The organism is Agromyces cerinus (genome assembly GCF_016907835.1).
Classification (GTDB): Bacteria; Actinomycetota; Actinomycetes; order Actinomycetales; family Microbacteriaceae; genus Agromyces; species Agromyces nitratus.
Genome location: NZ_JAFBCT010000001.1, coordinates 1,018,934 through 1,033,055 on the forward strand (window position 1 = coordinate 1,018,934; position 14,122 = coordinate 1,033,055).

General features: G+C 67.9%; 14 protein-coding genes. 9 read left to right on the forward strand and 5 right to left on the reverse strand.

All coding sequences use genetic code 11. The features are described 5' to 3' along the window. On the forward strand, nt 1-1,578 hold the full coding sequence (ffh, locus tag JOE59_RS04575; RefSeq protein ID WP_204459135.1) for a signal recognition particle protein: 1,578 nt from the start codon (nt 1-3) through the stop codon (nt 1,576-1,578). Nucleotides 1,579-1,705: 127 nt separating this feature from the next. Beyond that, nucleotides 1,706-2,149 carry a hypothetical protein gene (locus tag JOE59_RS04580; RefSeq protein WP_204459136.1) on the forward strand — a complete coding sequence of 148 codons (444 nt, stop codon included), beginning with the start codon at nt 1,706-1,708 and terminating at the stop codon, nt 2,147-2,149. 90 nt (nt 2,150-2,239) lie between these two features. On the opposite strand, the gene JOE59_RS19190 is transcribed toward JOE59_RS04580, so the two are convergent. The 4 genes from JOE59_RS19190 to JOE59_RS04600 form a co-directional block, all read right to left on the reverse strand. Then, nucleotides 2,240-2,509: a MafI family immunity protein gene (locus tag JOE59_RS19190; protein WP_204459137.1), complete on the reverse strand. Its 270-nt coding sequence runs from the start codon at nt 2,507-2,509 to the stop codon at nt 2,240-2,242. A gap of 292 nt (nt 2,510-2,801) precedes the next feature. Continuing rightward, the gene (locus JOE59_RS04590) at nt 2,802-3,170 is read right to left on the reverse strand and encodes a hypothetical protein (protein ID WP_204459138.1); all 369 of its coding nucleotides are present in this window, start codon (nt 3,168-3,170) and stop codon (nt 2,802-2,804) included. A gap of 544 nt (nt 3,171-3,714) precedes the next feature. Beyond that, nucleotides 3,715-4,332, reverse strand: coding sequence for a hypothetical protein (locus JOE59_RS04595; RefSeq protein ID WP_204459139.1), 618 nt, complete (start codon nt 4,330-4,332; stop codon nt 3,715-3,717). A 378-nt stretch (nt 4,333-4,710) separates the two neighbouring features. Beyond that, nucleotides 4,711-5,514: a spermidine synthase gene (locus JOE59_RS04600; protein ID WP_204459140.1), complete on the reverse strand. Its 804-nt coding sequence runs from the start codon at nt 5,512-5,514 to the stop codon at nt 4,711-4,713. A 139-nt stretch (nt 5,515-5,653) separates the two neighbouring features. On the opposite strand from JOE59_RS04600, the gene JOE59_RS04605 reads away from it, so the two are divergent. After that, a complete protein-coding gene (locus tag JOE59_RS04605) occupies nt 5,654-7,087 on the forward strand; it encodes a GH1 family beta-glucosidase (RefSeq protein ID WP_204459141.1) in 1,434 nt (477 codons plus the stop codon). A gap of 5 nt (nt 7,088-7,092) precedes the next feature. Here JOE59_RS04605 and JOE59_RS04610 read toward each other — a convergent pair whose 3' ends face one another. Further along, entirely contained in the window at nt 7,093-8,262 is a 1,170-nt protein-coding gene (locus tag JOE59_RS04610; protein WP_204459142.1) for a glutamate--cysteine ligase, read from the reverse strand. Between the two features lie 143 nt (nt 8,263-8,405). Between JOE59_RS04610 and JOE59_RS04615 the strand changes: the two genes are divergently transcribed. The 6 genes from JOE59_RS04615 (at nt 8,406) to JOE59_RS04640 (ending at nt 14,106) form a co-directional block, all read left to right on the forward strand. Next, a complete protein-coding gene (locus JOE59_RS04615; protein ID WP_204459143.1) occupies nt 8,406-9,068 on the forward strand; it encodes a GntR family transcriptional regulator in 663 nt (220 codons plus the stop codon). A gap of 181 nt (nt 9,069-9,249) precedes the next feature. Then, a complete protein-coding gene (locus JOE59_RS04620) occupies nt 9,250-10,431 on the forward strand; it encodes a branched-chain amino acid ABC transporter substrate-binding protein (RefSeq protein ID WP_204459144.1) in 1,182 nt (393 codons plus the stop codon). 55 nt (nt 10,432-10,486) lie between these two features. Beyond that, on the forward strand, nt 10,487-11,377 hold the full coding sequence (locus JOE59_RS04625) for a branched-chain amino acid ABC transporter permease (protein WP_056009660.1): 891 nt from the start codon (nt 10,487-10,489) through the stop codon (nt 11,375-11,377). Between the two features lies 1 nt (nt 11,378). Next, nucleotides 11,379-12,554, forward strand: coding sequence for a branched-chain amino acid ABC transporter permease (locus JOE59_RS04630; protein ID WP_204459145.1), 1,176 nt, complete (start codon nt 11,379-11,381; stop codon nt 12,552-12,554). After that, nucleotides 12,551-13,393, forward strand: coding sequence for an ABC transporter ATP-binding protein (locus JOE59_RS04635; protein WP_204459146.1), 843 nt, complete (start codon nt 12,551-12,553; stop codon nt 13,391-13,393). The genes JOE59_RS04630 and JOE59_RS04635 overlap by 4 nt, the downstream gene beginning before the upstream one ends. Next, nucleotides 13,393-14,106 (forward strand): ABC transporter ATP-binding protein, encoded by a 714-nt coding sequence (locus JOE59_RS04640; RefSeq protein ID WP_204459147.1) that lies wholly within the window; start codon nt 13,393-13,395, stop codon nt 14,104-14,106. The genes JOE59_RS04635 and JOE59_RS04640 overlap by 1 nt, the downstream gene beginning before the upstream one ends. Nucleotides 14,107-14,122: the final 16 nt, after the last annotated feature.

Below are 14,122 nucleotides of genomic sequence, written 5' to 3' on the forward strand. Positions count from 1 at the left end.
ATGGCTACCTTCGGAAACCTGTCTGACCGCCTCGCCGAGACCTTCAAGAATCTCCGCACCAAGGGCAAGCTCTCCGCGTCCGACGTCGACGGCACCGTTCGCGAGATCCGTCGCGCACTGCTCGACGCCGACGTCTCGCTCGACGTCGTCAAGGAGTTCACGGCGCACGTGCGCGAGCGCGCGCTCGGCGACGAGGTCAACAAGGCGCTGAACCCGGCGCAGCAGGTCGTGCAGATCGTCAACGAGGAGCTCGTCCGCATCCTCGGCGGCGAGCAGCGTCGCCTGCAGTTCGCGAAGAACCCGCCCACGGTCATCATGCTCGCGGGCCTCCAGGGTGCCGGCAAGACCACCCTCGCGGGCAAGCTCGCGAAGTGGCTCGCGAAGGAGGGGCACACGCCACTGCTCGTCGCGGCCGACCTCCAGCGCCCGAACGCCGTGAACCAGCTGCAGGTCGTCGGCGGCCAGGCCGGCGTGCCGGTCTTCGCCCCCGAGCCCGGCAACGGCACGGGCGACCCCGTGAAGGTCGCGAAGGACGCGGTGAAGCACGCCGAGCGCGCGCTGCACGACGTCGTCATCATCGACACCGCCGGTCGCCTCGGCGTCGACGCCGAGCTCATGAAGCAGGCCTCGAACATCCGCAAGGCGACGAACCCCGACGAGGTGCTCTTCGTCATCGACGCGATGATCGGCCAAGACGCCGTCAACACCGCGAAGGCCTTCCAGGAGGGCGTCGACTTCACGGGCGTCGTGCTCACCAAGCTCGACGGCGACGCGCGCGGTGGTGCCGCGCTCAGCGTGGCATCCGTCACCGGTCGCCCCATCATCTTCGCGTCGACCGGTGAGGGCCTCGACGACTTCGAGCCGTTCCACCCCGATCGCATGGCGAGCCGCATCCTCGACCTCGGTGACATCCTCACCCTGATCGAGCAGGCGCAGTCGGCGTTCGACGAAGAAGAGGCGATGAAGGTCGCCGAGAAGTTCGCGACCGACTCGTTCACGCTGAACGACTTCCTCGGCCAGATGCAGCAGCTGCGCGGCGCCGGCTCGATCAAGAAGATGCTCGGCATGCTGCCGGGCGCGGGCGGCATGAAGCAGCAGCTCGAGAACTTCGACGAGCGCGAGATCGTGCGCACCGAGGCGATCATCCAGTCGATGACCCCCGCCGAGCGCGAGAACACGAAGCTCCTGAACGGCTCGCGACGCCTGCGCATCGCCAAGGGTTCGGGCATGACCGTCACCGACGTGAACCAGCTCGTCGCGCGCTTCGAGCAGGCCGCGAAGATGATGAAGACCGTCGCTCGCGGCGGCGTGCCGCAGATCCCCGGCATGGGTCCGCTGCCCGGCGGCGGCAGCCACGGCGGCGGCAAGCGCCAGGGCGGCAAGGGCAAGAAGTCGAGCTCGTCGCGGTCGGGCAACCCCGCGAAGCGCGCCGCCGAGAACGCGGCGATCGCGTCGGGTGCGACGCCTGGTGCAGCGACTGCACCGGCCGGCTCGGGCTTCGGCCTGGGCGGCGGCGGGGCGAAGGCCGCGCCGAGCGAAGAAGAGCTCGCGGCCCTGCAGAAGATGCTGCGCCGCTAGCGTCGGCTCGATGGTCCAGGAGAAGCTCTTCCCCGAGCGGCAGCGCTGCAGGAAGTGCGCGCAGAAACTCGGCGGACCCGGGGTTCCGGTCTATCAGGGGCTGTACTGCACGCCTCGGTGCGCAGGCTTGGCAGAGCTGGTGCTCGACGCTGCGAACGCACCCCGCGAGTGCAAGACCGAGCGGGGCGGCCGGTGGGAGTTCAAGCGCCGGTATCGGAGCGAGATCGAGATTCCGGGCAAGCTCCGCGAAGACCCGTCGACGAGCTGGTACACCTGCCAGCACTGCGGCCACCTCCACATCGGCCACAGTCGCATCGACCTCGCGACCGAGACGCATCGCGTCCTCGGCGACCGGGCGGCGCTGGCGGACTTCCTCGTCAAGAGCCGCGGCAATGCGACGCACAAGCAGGTCGCCGAGCTCGCGAAGATCCGTCCGATCCGGCTCAAGGAGCTCGAGGATCCGACCTCAGAGAAGGTCGACCTGAACGCGTTCTTCGCGGTGCTCGCGGTCTACCGGATCAAGCTCGCAGCCGTGCTCCGCGAGGATCGGTCAAGGCGCCCAACCCGCTGACCGAGCGAAGGTCTCTTGGCGGAGAAAGACTGCTCGCGGCGGCGTTATTCGCGCCCTCACGCGTTGCCCGAGACGGCTACAAAGCACCCGTTAGGCAATCTGGGGACACAAGGACAGCGCGGCTGGAACACGTTCGCCCATTCCGAGCATGCGGTTCAGCGCGAGGAGATCATTGCGTTCATCGTCGCGGAGCACTACTTCATCCTCCGAAAGGACGTCGGCGATCTGCTCTAGGGCGGTTCCCCATTCACTCACGTCGATCAACTCAAGGATGAACGTGGCCTGATGGGACGGGAGGCGATCCCCGAGCCGAGTGAGCACGCCGAATAGCTGGCCACGGACCTCGCCTCGATGCTCCACGAAACGATGCCCTCACGCATGGGCCCGAGCCTGACCAAGCGGAATGACGCGCCCGAGTCATCTCGAGTGTCAATCATCGCCAACGCGCAGAAATGCGAACACCGAGGCGCCTTCGCTAGGTGGACTAATCAGCGCTCGCATGGCTGTTGCATGAGACCTCTCCACGATGTACGCGTTGGAAGAGCAACCACCAGAGCCCAGGAAATGCCACGGCAAGGAGCCGGACCCCTGCGCCTCAAGCTCCATCGGGGACACTCTCCGAAGTGCGGCGATAGCGCAGCCATTGGCGGCGTTATTCCCGCACGAACATCAGATCGTCAGGCGAGGGGTCCACATCCGCGCGGACTGCAAGTCCGAGTGCGAAGGGTGTCCTCGCGGAATGGAGGCTGAATCCGGAGCCATCTTCACGTACCACGATCAGTTTGTTTGCCGTCCCACTGACTTGCCAGTTCGCAGCCTCGGACTCGATGCGGAGATCGTCGGTTCCCGTCTGCCCCTGAGGGATGACGAAGTTCCTCATGTCCACGGTGCCGTCGTCGTGAAATGTGAGAGTGCCCTGGGTTGATTCGTCTTCCCATGTTCCGATGACCTCCGTGCGCGCGATCGGAACATTATGCAGCGCAACAACGCCCCACCATGTTCCGATGTAGGCGACGAGCACCAGACCGAGAGTGCAGAGAATTGCTGTCGTCCACGCTCGCTGAGAGCCGGGCACCGACCACGCTCGAGCCATGTCAGTAACGCACCTCCGTCGTAATGTGAGCTGTGGCGCTAGTTCGCCGAGTAGCCGAGTTCCCTCGCGTCAGCTCACTGTGGATCGTCTGACAGCATGCTGTTCTCATCGTGCGTACCTCCAAGCGGATCGCCATGCGATCACTCGCTGCGGGGTGGAATACCGGCTCGGACCTTGGCGACGGACGCGAGCCAGTCATCCCAGGCGGCAGGATCCGTTGGCCACCATCTGCCTCGATTCCGGTATCACCGATCAGCGTCAGCAGGTCGTCACCGGCACGCTGCGCGAACTGCCAGATGAAGTCAGACATCGCGAGGAAGGCTTCCCTTGTCGTCATCACGTCTGTGTCTGGTTCGCGGCTATCGGGGGATGACATCGAGGCCTCCATTCGTGATCCGATCATCGCGCATGTCTGCGCCCATCTTGGTCCCGGTCGATAGCGGCCGTGAAGCACGTGGCGAGCGAAATCGTCTCACACCCCGCTGCCCCATCCGCGCTCCCGAATGTTGCGGAGGAACTCGGACCTTTCAGTGTCGGGCAGAGGGCGCTTGAAATCCGGCATCGTGAAGTCGGCCAATGCTGCCTCGACGGGCACGAACGGAACCCCGCAAGTGAGCCAGGGCCCACCGTCGATCTGTGACAGTACGATCGCGAGGTCCCAGGACCGTTCTCCCCAAACCGACCACTGTCCCGAGCTTCCGACGATGGCGACAACATCCGCGGTGTAGATCACGGCGCCGGTTGGGTCATCTTCCGGCTCATGTGCGACGAGATCCCAGTACGCATCGGAGAGTCCAGATCCAGGTACACGAAACGCAGGAAACGAGCCGTAGCCACGACGGTAATACTGCGGGCTAGGGTCCAGGACGACCAAACTCACGCTTGAGTCCCCGTGAGAGTCCACAAGGCTTTGGAGCACGGGTCCGAATGAGCCCTCGATCGCGTTGCTGTACTGGCAGATATCCAGCACGCCGGTCGGCGCCCGAAATGGCAAGGCCGGCAACCGGGTGTCCGGGTCTACTGCTTGCTGAACCTCATCCAAGATCCGGCGGAAGCCTCTCGAATCAGACGGATAGCGATCCGTACTCATCGTGCCCGCCCGGGTCCCTGGTCCGCTGGACGCGCATCCAGCCACTGCCAGCATTTCCGTCTCATCTCATTCGCATCGACGACGAACGGGAGATCGTCGGCGGTAACTCCTGGATGCACTTCCCTCCCCGCATCGTCGCGCACGATATCGAGGCCGTGGATCGTCTGCGCGCCGGTGCGGGCCCGCGTCGAAGCGGGGAGATCTCCTTCCACCCATGGAGCTACGAAGCGGCAGGCTACCGGGCGTTGGATCTCTCCGGCGATCAGAAGTTCCATCACGAAAGCGACGACCTCTTCTGTGAGGAACGGTTGCGGTCGCGGCAACTCGTTCGCGGTGCCGTCATGCGCGGAGGGTGGTCTCATGCCACTCGTCGGGTTCCTATCGGGCGTCATGACGCACGGTGCCTGCGAGCTCTTCGAGGGCCGGGCCGTCGACGACGGTCGCTCCGGTGGCCACCGAGAGCGGGTCGGTCGAGAGCCACTGCGCGACCGATTCAGGGTCGAGCGGATGCCGCGACGCCACGATGATCGTGTTGCCGGGCGCCACTCGTCTGAGCACGGCCTCCGATCCGATCACGAGCACGTCGGGCAGCAGTTCGAGCACGGCGGCGAGGGTGTCGCCGGTCACCTGCGGCTCGGCGCCGTTCAGGCAGTTGACGATGAGCACGCCGCCGGGCGCCAGGAGCGTGACGAGCTCGGTGAAGAACTCGATCGTCGTGACGTGGCGCGGCACGGCGCCGCCCGAGAAGACGTCGACGAGCACGAGGTCCCACTGGTCGTCGCCGTCGCCGGCGAGCCGCTGCACCTCGGTGCGGGCGTCGCCGATCGCGAGCTCGATCGGCGCGTCGGCGGGCAGCGGCACGTGCTGCGTGACGAACTCGAGCAACTCGGGGTACAGCTCGACGACGCGCTGACGGCTCGAGGGGTGCAGGGCGTGCACGTAGCGGGGGAGTGTGAGGGCGCCCGCGCCGAGGTGCAGCACGGCAGGCTCCTCGCCCGGAACGGTGGCGAGCACCGCGGCGATGCGACGCACGTACGGCAGCTGCAGATCGCGCGGATCGTTCGGGTTCACGTGCGACTGGGTGACGTCGTCGATGACGAGCGAGTAGCCGCCGTTGGTGCCCCGATCGGGCTGGAGCTCGGCTCGGAAGGCTGCGGTCTCGAGGATCGGCGGAGTCTCCATTCCTCGACCCTAGGCGATGTCGGAGCAGCCTCGACGCGGACGTCGTGCCACGGACGACTCGCTACTTACAGACCTGTAAGTGGAGCGCGGTACAGTGAGATCCGCGGCGCACTCGCCGCTGAGATTGGAGCACTCGACGATGGCGATCGGCACCCCCGACTACCGAGACACCGGCCTCGAGTTCGGCGAGGACTTCCTCTTCGGTTCGGCCACGGCCTCGTACCAGATCGAGGGTGCAGTGCACGAAGACGGACGGGGTCCGTCGATCTGGGACACCTTCAGCCACACCCCCGGAAAGGTCTGGAACGGCGACACCGGCGACACCGCCTGCGACCACTACCACCGCCTCGATGAAGACCTCGACCTCATGGTTCGACTCGGCCTCGAGGCGTACCGGTTCTCGATCGCCTGGCCGCGAATCCAGCCCACCGGGCGCGGCGAGGCCAACGAGGCCGGCCTCGCGTTCTACGAGCGCCTCGTCGACGGGCTCATCGCCCGCGGCATCCGACCGATCGCGACGCTCTACCACTGGGACCTGCCGCAGGCCCTCGAAGACGAGGGCGGCTGGGCGAACCGCGAGACCGCGTACGCCTTCGCCGACTACGCCCGAATCGTCGGCGAGCGACTCGGCGACCGGGTGGCCGTGTGGACGACGCTCAACGAGCCGTGGTGCAGCGCGTACCTCGGCTACGGCTCGGGCGCGCACGCACCCGGGCTCATGGACGGCGCGAAGGCGCTCGCCGCGGTGCACCACCTGAACCTCGCGCACGGCCTCGCGATCGCCGCCCTGCGCGGGGTCGTGACGAACGACCCCGGCTACTCGATCACGCTGAACCTCCACGTGATCCGCCCCTCGGGCGACGGCGGCGCCGAAGCCGCCCGCCGCATCGACGGCCTCGCGAACCGCGTGTTCCTCGAACCCCTCCTCGGCGAGGGGTACCCGGCCGACGTCATCGCCGACACGGCCGCGGTCACCGACTGGTCGTTCGTGCTGCCGGGCGACACCGAGCTCATCGCCGAGCCCATCGACCTGCTCGGCGTGAACTACTACTCGACCGTGACGGTCGACATGTGGGACGGCGTCTCGCCGCGCGTGAACGCCGACGGCCATAAGGACATGGGCGGCACGCCGTGGCCGGGATCGGAGCACGTCGAGTTCCTCGTGCAGCCCGGCCCGTACACCGACATGGGCTGGAACATCGACCCCTCGGGCCTCGAAGACCTGCTCGTCTCGCTCAGCGAGCGCTACCCCGAACTGCCGCTCATGGTCACCGAGAACGGCGCCGCCTTCCCCGACGTCGTGGTCGACGAGCCCGACGGGCCCGCTGTGCACGACGTCGAGCGCACCGACTACCTGCGCCGTCATTTCACCGCGGCGCACCGGGCGATGGCGCGCGGCGTCGACCTGCGCGGCTACCAGGTCTGGTCGCTCATGGACAACTTCGAGTGGGGCTACGGCTACTCCAAGCGCTTCGGCATCGTGCGCGTCGACTACGACACCTTCGAGCGCCTGCCGAAAGACAGCGCGCTCTGGTACGCCGAGCTGATCCGCACGCGCCGCCTGCCGGGCTAGCCGCTTCAGAGGGCGACGGATGCCGCGGGCGGCTCGTTCTCGATGCCGTCGCGCAGCTCGCGGGCGAGATGGGCGACCACGGCCCTGAGGTCGCCGCCGGCGGCCTCGGCGACCCGCAGCTGCCGGGCGTAGCTCGCGCCCGAGTCGAGCATGGCGCGCACCTGCTGCAGCTCGACACCGCAGCCGAGGCGGTCTGCGATCGGCGCCAGGATGGTCAGCAGCTCTCGCAGGTCGTCGGCGACCGGGCGCTCGGTGCCCGCGACATCCGCGATCACCTCGGCCTCGAGGCCGTAGCGCGCCGCCCGCCATTTGTTCTCGCGCACGTACCAGGGCTGCAGCACGGTGAGGGTGCCGCCCTCGTCGAGCCGGGTGCTCATCCACTCCACGAGGCACTGCACGAGCGCGCCGATCGCGGCGATCTCGGCGGCCGTCGAGAGGCCGTCGCAGACGCGCACCTCGATCGTGCCCCACTTCGGCGACGGGCGGATGTCCCAGCGCACCTCGCTGTGGTCGTCGATGACGCCGGTGCGCACGAGGTCGTCGACGTAGCGCTCGTAGGCGGGCCAGTCGGCGAGCGGGTAGGGGAGTCCGGCGGTCGGCAACTGCTGGAACATGAGCGCGCGGTTCGACGCGTAGCCGGTGTCGACGCCCGCCCAGAACGGGCTCGAGGCCGAGAGCGCCTGCAGGTGCGGCAGGTAGGCGAGCAGCCCGTCGAGGATCGGCAGCGCCTTGTCGCGGTCCTCGATGCCGACGTGCACGTGCACGCCCCAGATCATCATGTTGCGACCCCACCAGCGCGTGCGCTCGATGAGCTTGTGGTACCTCGGCTTGTCGGTGAGGTGCTGGTCGTACCACTGGCTGAACGGGTGGGAGCCCGCGCAGATCAGGTCGTACGGGCCGAGTTCGTCGATGACGGCGCGCACCTCGCCGAGCTGGTGCTCGAGGTCGGCGACGGCACCGGCGACGGTCTCGTGCACGTCGCTCACGAGCTCGACGGTGTTCGTCAGGAGTTCGGAGGTGATGAACGGATGATGCTCGCCCGCGCTGCCCGCATCGAGGGCGTCGAGCACCTGGCCGGCGACGGACGCGAGCTCGCCGGTGGTGCGATCGACGATGGCGATCTCCCATTCGAGCCCCACGGTGGACCGTGCCGATCGTGCGAACTCGATCGCCATGCATGCACCCCCGTTCCGCGCCTCCCGGTGCATCCACATCATTTCACGAGGGCCTGGTCTGCTGCGGAACACGGGTCACGGAGCGCCATCTGCGGCGTCGCCCCCGACTACGCTGTGGTGCATGACGTACCAGGGAGCCGGCCATGAATGACTCGTCGCTGCTGGCGGAGGTCGTGAGCCTGCGCGAGCAGGTGGAGCGCGCGATGTCGTCGCGCATCGTGTCGGGCGAATACGAGCCGGGTGCCGTGCTCACCGTGCCCACGATGGCCGCCGAGTTCGGGGTCAGTGCCACGCCCGTGCGCGAGGCGATGCTGAACCTCGCCCGCCGCGGGTTCCTGTCGCCGATGCGCAATCGCGGCTTCCGCGTGACCGAGGTCTCGCTCGACGAGCTCCGGCAGTTGCGCGAGGTGCGACTGCTGCTCGAGGTGCCGCCGATGCGCCAGCTCGCCGGCACAATGTCGGAGCAGGATGCCGAGAGGCTTCGCCAGCTCGCCGCAGAGATCGTGCGCGCCGGCGACGAGGGCCGGTTCCAGGACTACCTCGAGGCCGACACGACCTTCCACCTGACGCTGCTCGGGTTGACCGGCAACCAGTTCCTCGTCTCGCTGGTGGGTGAGCTGCGTCAGCAGACGCGGTTGACCGGGCTCGTCGAGCTCGCGGAGCAGGGCGCCTTGACCGAATCGGCGCTCGAGCACGCCGAGCTCGTGCAGCTCCTGCTCGACGGCGAGGGCGATGCGGCGACCGCGTTGATGCGTCGCCACATCGGGCATGTGGGCGGCATCTGGAGCGGCGAGCACGAGGACTGACGCCGCCGCTCGTCCGTCGTCTGCTGGGTCATCCGTCGTGGTGATCGGCGACCCTTCGCGGCCGTGATGCAGTGCTGATGCACCGCTCGCCGTTGCCGGCTTGCGCTGCGCGCCGCTGGCAGTAATATGTCACATATCGCCGCCCGGCGATGAGGCACTGTCGTACTCGAAGGAGAGTCACATGCAGTTCGGAACTCGGCGCCGCAAGCGCCTCCTCCACGTCGCCGCCGCAGCCGGCGTGCTCGCGCTGACCGCGGGATGCTCGAGCGGTCTCGCCGGCGGAGGGTCGGAGTCTGCCGCCGACGGACCCATCAAGATCGGCATGCTCGCGCCGTTCTCGGGCAGCGAGTCCGCGTTCGGCGAGTACATGCAGAACGGCGCGCAGCTCGCGGTGAACGAGATCAACGCCGACGGCGGCGTGCTCGGTCGCGACCTCGAGCTGCTCGTCGAAGACGATGCGTGCGACGCGACGACCGCGGTCTCGGGCGCCAACAAGCTCGTCACCGACGGCATCGTCGCCTCGGTCGGCGGCTACTGCTCGGGCGCCACGCTCCCGACGCTGCCGATCTTCGACGAGGCCGGCATCCCGATGGTGATCCCGGCGGCGAACTCGAACGAACTCGTCGACCAGAGCCTGCCCGGCGTCTTCCTCATCAACGGCACCGGTGACCAGCAGGCCCAAGCGGCCGTGACGTACGCGAAGCAGATCGGCGCGACGAACGTCGCGGTCGTCGACGACGCCACGAGCTACTCGGCCGACCTCGCCGGCGCATTCACCGAGCAGGCCACCGCCGCCGGGCTCGACGTCGTCGTGAGCGAGACCATCACCCCCGGTGAGAACGACTACTCCGCCGTCGCGACGACGCTCGCGACCGAGAAGCCGGCGCTTGTCTACTGGACCGGCTACTACCAGGAGGGCGGACTCATCGCCCGTCAGTCGCAGGATGCCGGATACGACGGCGTGTTCCTCGTCGCCGACGGCTCGGTCGACGCCAAGTTCGCCGAGATCGCGGGCGAGGGCTACACCGAGAACGTCGTGGGCACCTTCACGCAGACGCCCGACATGATCGACGGCGCCGACCAGTGGATCGCCGACTACGAGGAGCTCGCCGGCGACCCGCCCGGACCCTACTCGACCCAGGCGTACGACGCCGTGCGCGTGATGGCGCAGGCCATCGAAGACGCCGGCGACACCGAGTTCGACAACGTGGTGGCCGGTCTCGAGGGCCTGAAGGACTTCGACACCTTCGCAGGGCCCCTCACGTTCACCGACACCCACACCCTGTCGGGCGGCGGATTCGTGATCGTCGCCATCGACCCCGCGACCGGCGCGTTCGTCCTCGAGGACGACCTGCAGGGTTGACGCAGCGGGGCGGGGCTCAGGCCCCGCCCCGACTCGTCGGAAGGATTCCTCTGCAATGATGCAGCTCATCTGGAACGGTCTCATCGTCGGATCGTTCTACGCCCTCGTCGCGCTCGGCTACAGCATGGTCTACGGGATCATCAAGCTGCTGAACTTCGCGCACGGCGACATCTACATGCTCGGCGCCTTCGTCGGGTTCTTCACGCTCTCGGCGTTCGGCATCTCGAACGAGACCTCGATCCCGCTCCTGCTCGTGGTGCTCCTGCTGTCGATGGTCACCACCGGCCTCATCGGCGTCGGCATCGAACGCATCGCCTACCGGCCGCTCCGCCGGAGCCCGCGGCTCGCGGTGCTCATCACGGCGATCGGCGTCTCGTTCACGCTCGAGTACGGTGTGCGCCAGATCTTCGGGCCGAACCCCGAGGCGTTCCCCATCCGGCTCGAGTCGAGCGGGTTCGACGTGCTCGGCATGCGCGTCACCGCCTCGCAGATCGTGCTCGTCGTCATCGCGGCCGTGCTCATGCTCGTGCTCGCCCACATCGTGGAGCGCACACGGCAGGGGCGCGCGATGCGTGCGATCGCCCTCGACCCGACCGGCGCGCAGCTGATGGGCGTCAACGTCGACCGGGTGATCGCGATGGTGTTCTTCATCGGATCCGCGCTCGCCGGCGCCGCCGGTGTCATGGCCGGCGCCTACTACGGATCGATCGACTTCCTCATGGGCTTCATCATCGGGTTGAAGGCCTTCACCGCCGCAGTCATCGGCGGCATCGGCAACCTGTACGGCGCCATGCTCGGCGGCGTGCTGCTCGGCATGCTCGAGTCGTTCGGCTCGGCCTGGTTCGGCGGCGAATGGCGGGATGTGTTCGCCTTCGGGTTCCTCATCCTGTTCCTGACGCTGAAACCCACGGGCCTGCTCGGCGCCCGCGTCGTGGAGAGGATGTGACATGGTGCGCGATCTGGATCACGCCCTGAAGCACGTGTCGTTGCGTGCCCCCGCGCCCCAGTTCGAGCGGCCTCGGCCGCCGAAGGGCGTCTTCACCTCCCAGCAGGGCTTCATGCGCGCGCTCGGCCTGCTGGCCGTCGTCCTGGTGGCGGTGCTTCCGTTCATGGATGCCTCGCGCTACACGATGTCGATCGCCACGAGTGCGCTCATCTACGTGATGCTCTGCATGGGCCTGAACGTCGTGGTCGGCTATGCCGGCCTCCTCGACCTCGGCTACATCGCCTTCTTCGCCGTCGGCGCGTACGTCTCTGGCATCTTCACGACGGTGCTCGGCTGGCCCATGTGGGCCGCGCTCATCGCGACGATCGTGGCCTGCATCACGGCGGGCATCATCATCGGCGCGCCGACGCTGCGCCTCCGGAGCGACTACCTGGCGATCGTGACCCTCGGGTTCGGCGAGATCATCCGCATCACCGCCAACAACCTGAAGATAACCGGCGGCCCGTCGGGCATCCACGGCATCCCGTCCTGGAGCTTCGGGCCGTGGGGCTTCGACGACGGGTTCAACCTGCTCGGCATCGACTTCCCCGAGCGCGTGGTGTTCTACTACTTCGTCGCAGCCGTGGTGATCGTCGTCGGCGTGATCGGTGCCGGGCGGCTCGCGAAGGGCCGGCTCGGGCGGGCCTGGAAGGCCGTGCGCGACGACGAGGACGCCGCCGAGGCGATGGGCATCAACACCTACATGGCCAAGATCTCGGCGTACATCATCGGTGCCGTCTGGGCCGGCATGGCGGGTCAGCTGATGGCGACCCACCTCTCGGCGATCAGCCCGAACAGCTTCCAGTTCCTCTACTCGGCCCTCATCCTGATGGCCGTGGTGCTCGGCGGCATGGGCTCGACGCCCGGCGTCATCATCGGCGCGCTGTTCGTGTCGCTCGCACCCGAGCTGCTGCGCGACTTCGCCGAGTGGCGCTACCTCATCTTCGGCGTGCTGCTCGTCGTCGTCATGCTGTTCCGTCCGTCGGGGCTCTGGCCCGCCACCGCCGTGCTGCCGTGGCTGCGGCGCACCCGTCCGACGCCGCCGGCGTTCACCGAGGCGACGGCCGTGCCGGCGAGCGTCATGGAGTCGGTCGACGGCACGCCGACGACCGATGCGCACGAAGGAGATCGCGCATGAGCGCCCTGCTCGAGGTCAGCGACCTCAGACTGCAGTTTGGCGGGGTGACCGCTGTCGACGGCCTCAGCTTCGAGGTGCGCGAGGGCGAGATCCTCGCCGTCATCGGCCCGAACGGCGCCGGCAAAACGAGCGCGTTCAACTGCATCTCGGGCTTCTACCTCCCGACAGCGGGTTCGGTGGTCTTCGACGGCAAGGCGATCGTGCGGTCGGTTCCGGCCATCTGGCGCCGGCTCGGGCTCGTGAACCTCCTGCAGAGCTTCGGCTTCTACCGGGTGCTCCCGTCGCGGGTCACGAAGTGGGGGATGGCGCGCACCTTCCAGAACCTCCGGTTGTTCCGAGAGCTCTCGGTGCTCGAGAACGTCACGACCGCGATGCACGCGAACCTCCGCGAGGGCTTCTGGGCGACCCTGCTGCACACGCCCGGCTACCGCCGGGCCGAGGCGGCGTGCGTCCGCGAGGCGCGGGGCTGGCTCGACTTCGTCGGATTCGAGGACGACGAGCAGCTCTACGTCACGCAGCTGCCGTACGGCGAGCAGCGCCGGGTCGAGATCGCACGTGCGCTCGCCACGAGTCCGAAGCTCCTGCTGCTCGACGAACCCGCCGCGGGCCTGAACTTCAACGAGAAGCAGGCGCTCATGCGGCTCATCCGCAGGATCAGGGGGCTCGGCGTCGCCGTCGTGCTCATCGAACACGACATGGGGCTCGTCATGGAACTCGCGGAGCGAATCGTGGTGCTGAACTACGGCAAGGAGATCGCCGACGGCGCCCCGGAGGATGTGAAGCGGAACCCCGCCGTGATCGAGGCCTACCTCGGCGTCGACGAGAGCGAGGACGCATGATGACCACGACACTCGAGGTGCGCGACGCCGACGTCGTCTACGGCCGGGTGCACGCGCTCCGCGAACTGAGCTTCACGGTCGGCGAGGGCGAGATCGTGTGCCTGCTCGGCAACAACGGCGCCGGCAAGTCGACGACCATGAACATGCTCTCGGGGCTCGTGCGCCCGCGTTCGGGCTCGGTGAGCTGGCAGGGCATGGACCTCACGATGGCGAGGCCCTGGGACATCGTCTCCGCGGGGCTGATCCACGTGCCCGAGGGGCGACGGATCTTCTCGACCATGACCGTGCACGAGAACCTGCTGCTCGGCGGCTACACGGTGCGCGACCAGAAGGCGATCGCGTCGCGGCTCGACGAGGTGTACGGCATGATGCCGCGACTCGCCGAGAGGCGTGCGCAGCAGGGCGGCACGCTCTCGGGCGGCGAGCAGCAGATGGTCGCGATCGGCCGGGCGCTGATCGGCGGGCCGAAGCTGCTGCTGCTCGACGAGCCGTCGATGGGGCTCGCCCCGCTCGTCGTGAAGCAGGTCATGGAGATCATCGCGGCGGTCAACGCGGCGGGAACGACCGTGCTGCTCGTCGAGCAGAACGCCCGTGCCGCGCTGAAGATCGCGCACCGCGCGTACGTCGTCGAGACCGGCAGCGCGACGCTCGAGGGCCCGGCGGCCGAACTCGCGAAGGATCCGCGTGTCATCGAGGCGTACCTCGGTGGTTGACTGGCGACGAGGAGGT

Bases quoted from the DNA above. Each gene is read 5' to 3' on its own strand.
- ffh (WP_204459135.1), top strand. From the start codon at position 1: ATGGCTACCTTCGGAAACCTGTCTGACCGCCTCGCCGAGACCTTCAAG.
- JOE59_RS04595 (WP_204459139.1), bottom strand. From the start codon at position 4,332: ATGAGTACGGATCGCTATCCGTCTGATTCGAGAGGCTTCCGCCGGATC.
- JOE59_RS04600 (WP_204459140.1), bottom strand. From the start codon at position 5,514: ATGGAGACTCCGCCGATCCTCGAGACCGCAGCCTTCCGAGCCGAGCTC.
- JOE59_RS04605 (WP_204459141.1), top strand. From the start codon at position 5,654: ATGGCGATCGGCACCCCCGACTACCGAGACACCGGCCTCGAGTTCGGC.
- JOE59_RS04610 (WP_204459142.1), bottom strand. From the start codon at position 8,262: ATGGCGATCGAGTTCGCACGATCGGCACGGTCCACCGTGGGGCTCGAA.
- JOE59_RS04615 (WP_204459143.1), top strand. From the start codon at position 8,406: ATGAATGACTCGTCGCTGCTGGCGGAGGTCGTGAGCCTGCGCGAGCAG.
- JOE59_RS04620 (WP_204459144.1), top strand. From the start codon at position 9,250: ATGCAGTTCGGAACTCGGCGCCGCAAGCGCCTCCTCCACGTCGCCGCC.
- JOE59_RS04625 (WP_056009660.1), top strand. From the start codon at position 10,487: ATGATGCAGCTCATCTGGAACGGTCTCATCGTCGGATCGTTCTACGCC.
- JOE59_RS04630 (WP_204459145.1), top strand. From the start codon at position 11,379: ATGGTGCGCGATCTGGATCACGCCCTGAAGCACGTGTCGTTGCGTGCC.
- JOE59_RS04635 (WP_204459146.1), top strand. From the start codon at position 12,551: ATGAGCGCCCTGCTCGAGGTCAGCGACCTCAGACTGCAGTTTGGCGGG.
- JOE59_RS04640 (WP_204459147.1), top strand. From the start codon at position 13,393: ATGACCACGACACTCGAGGTGCGCGACGCCGACGTCGTCTACGGCCGG.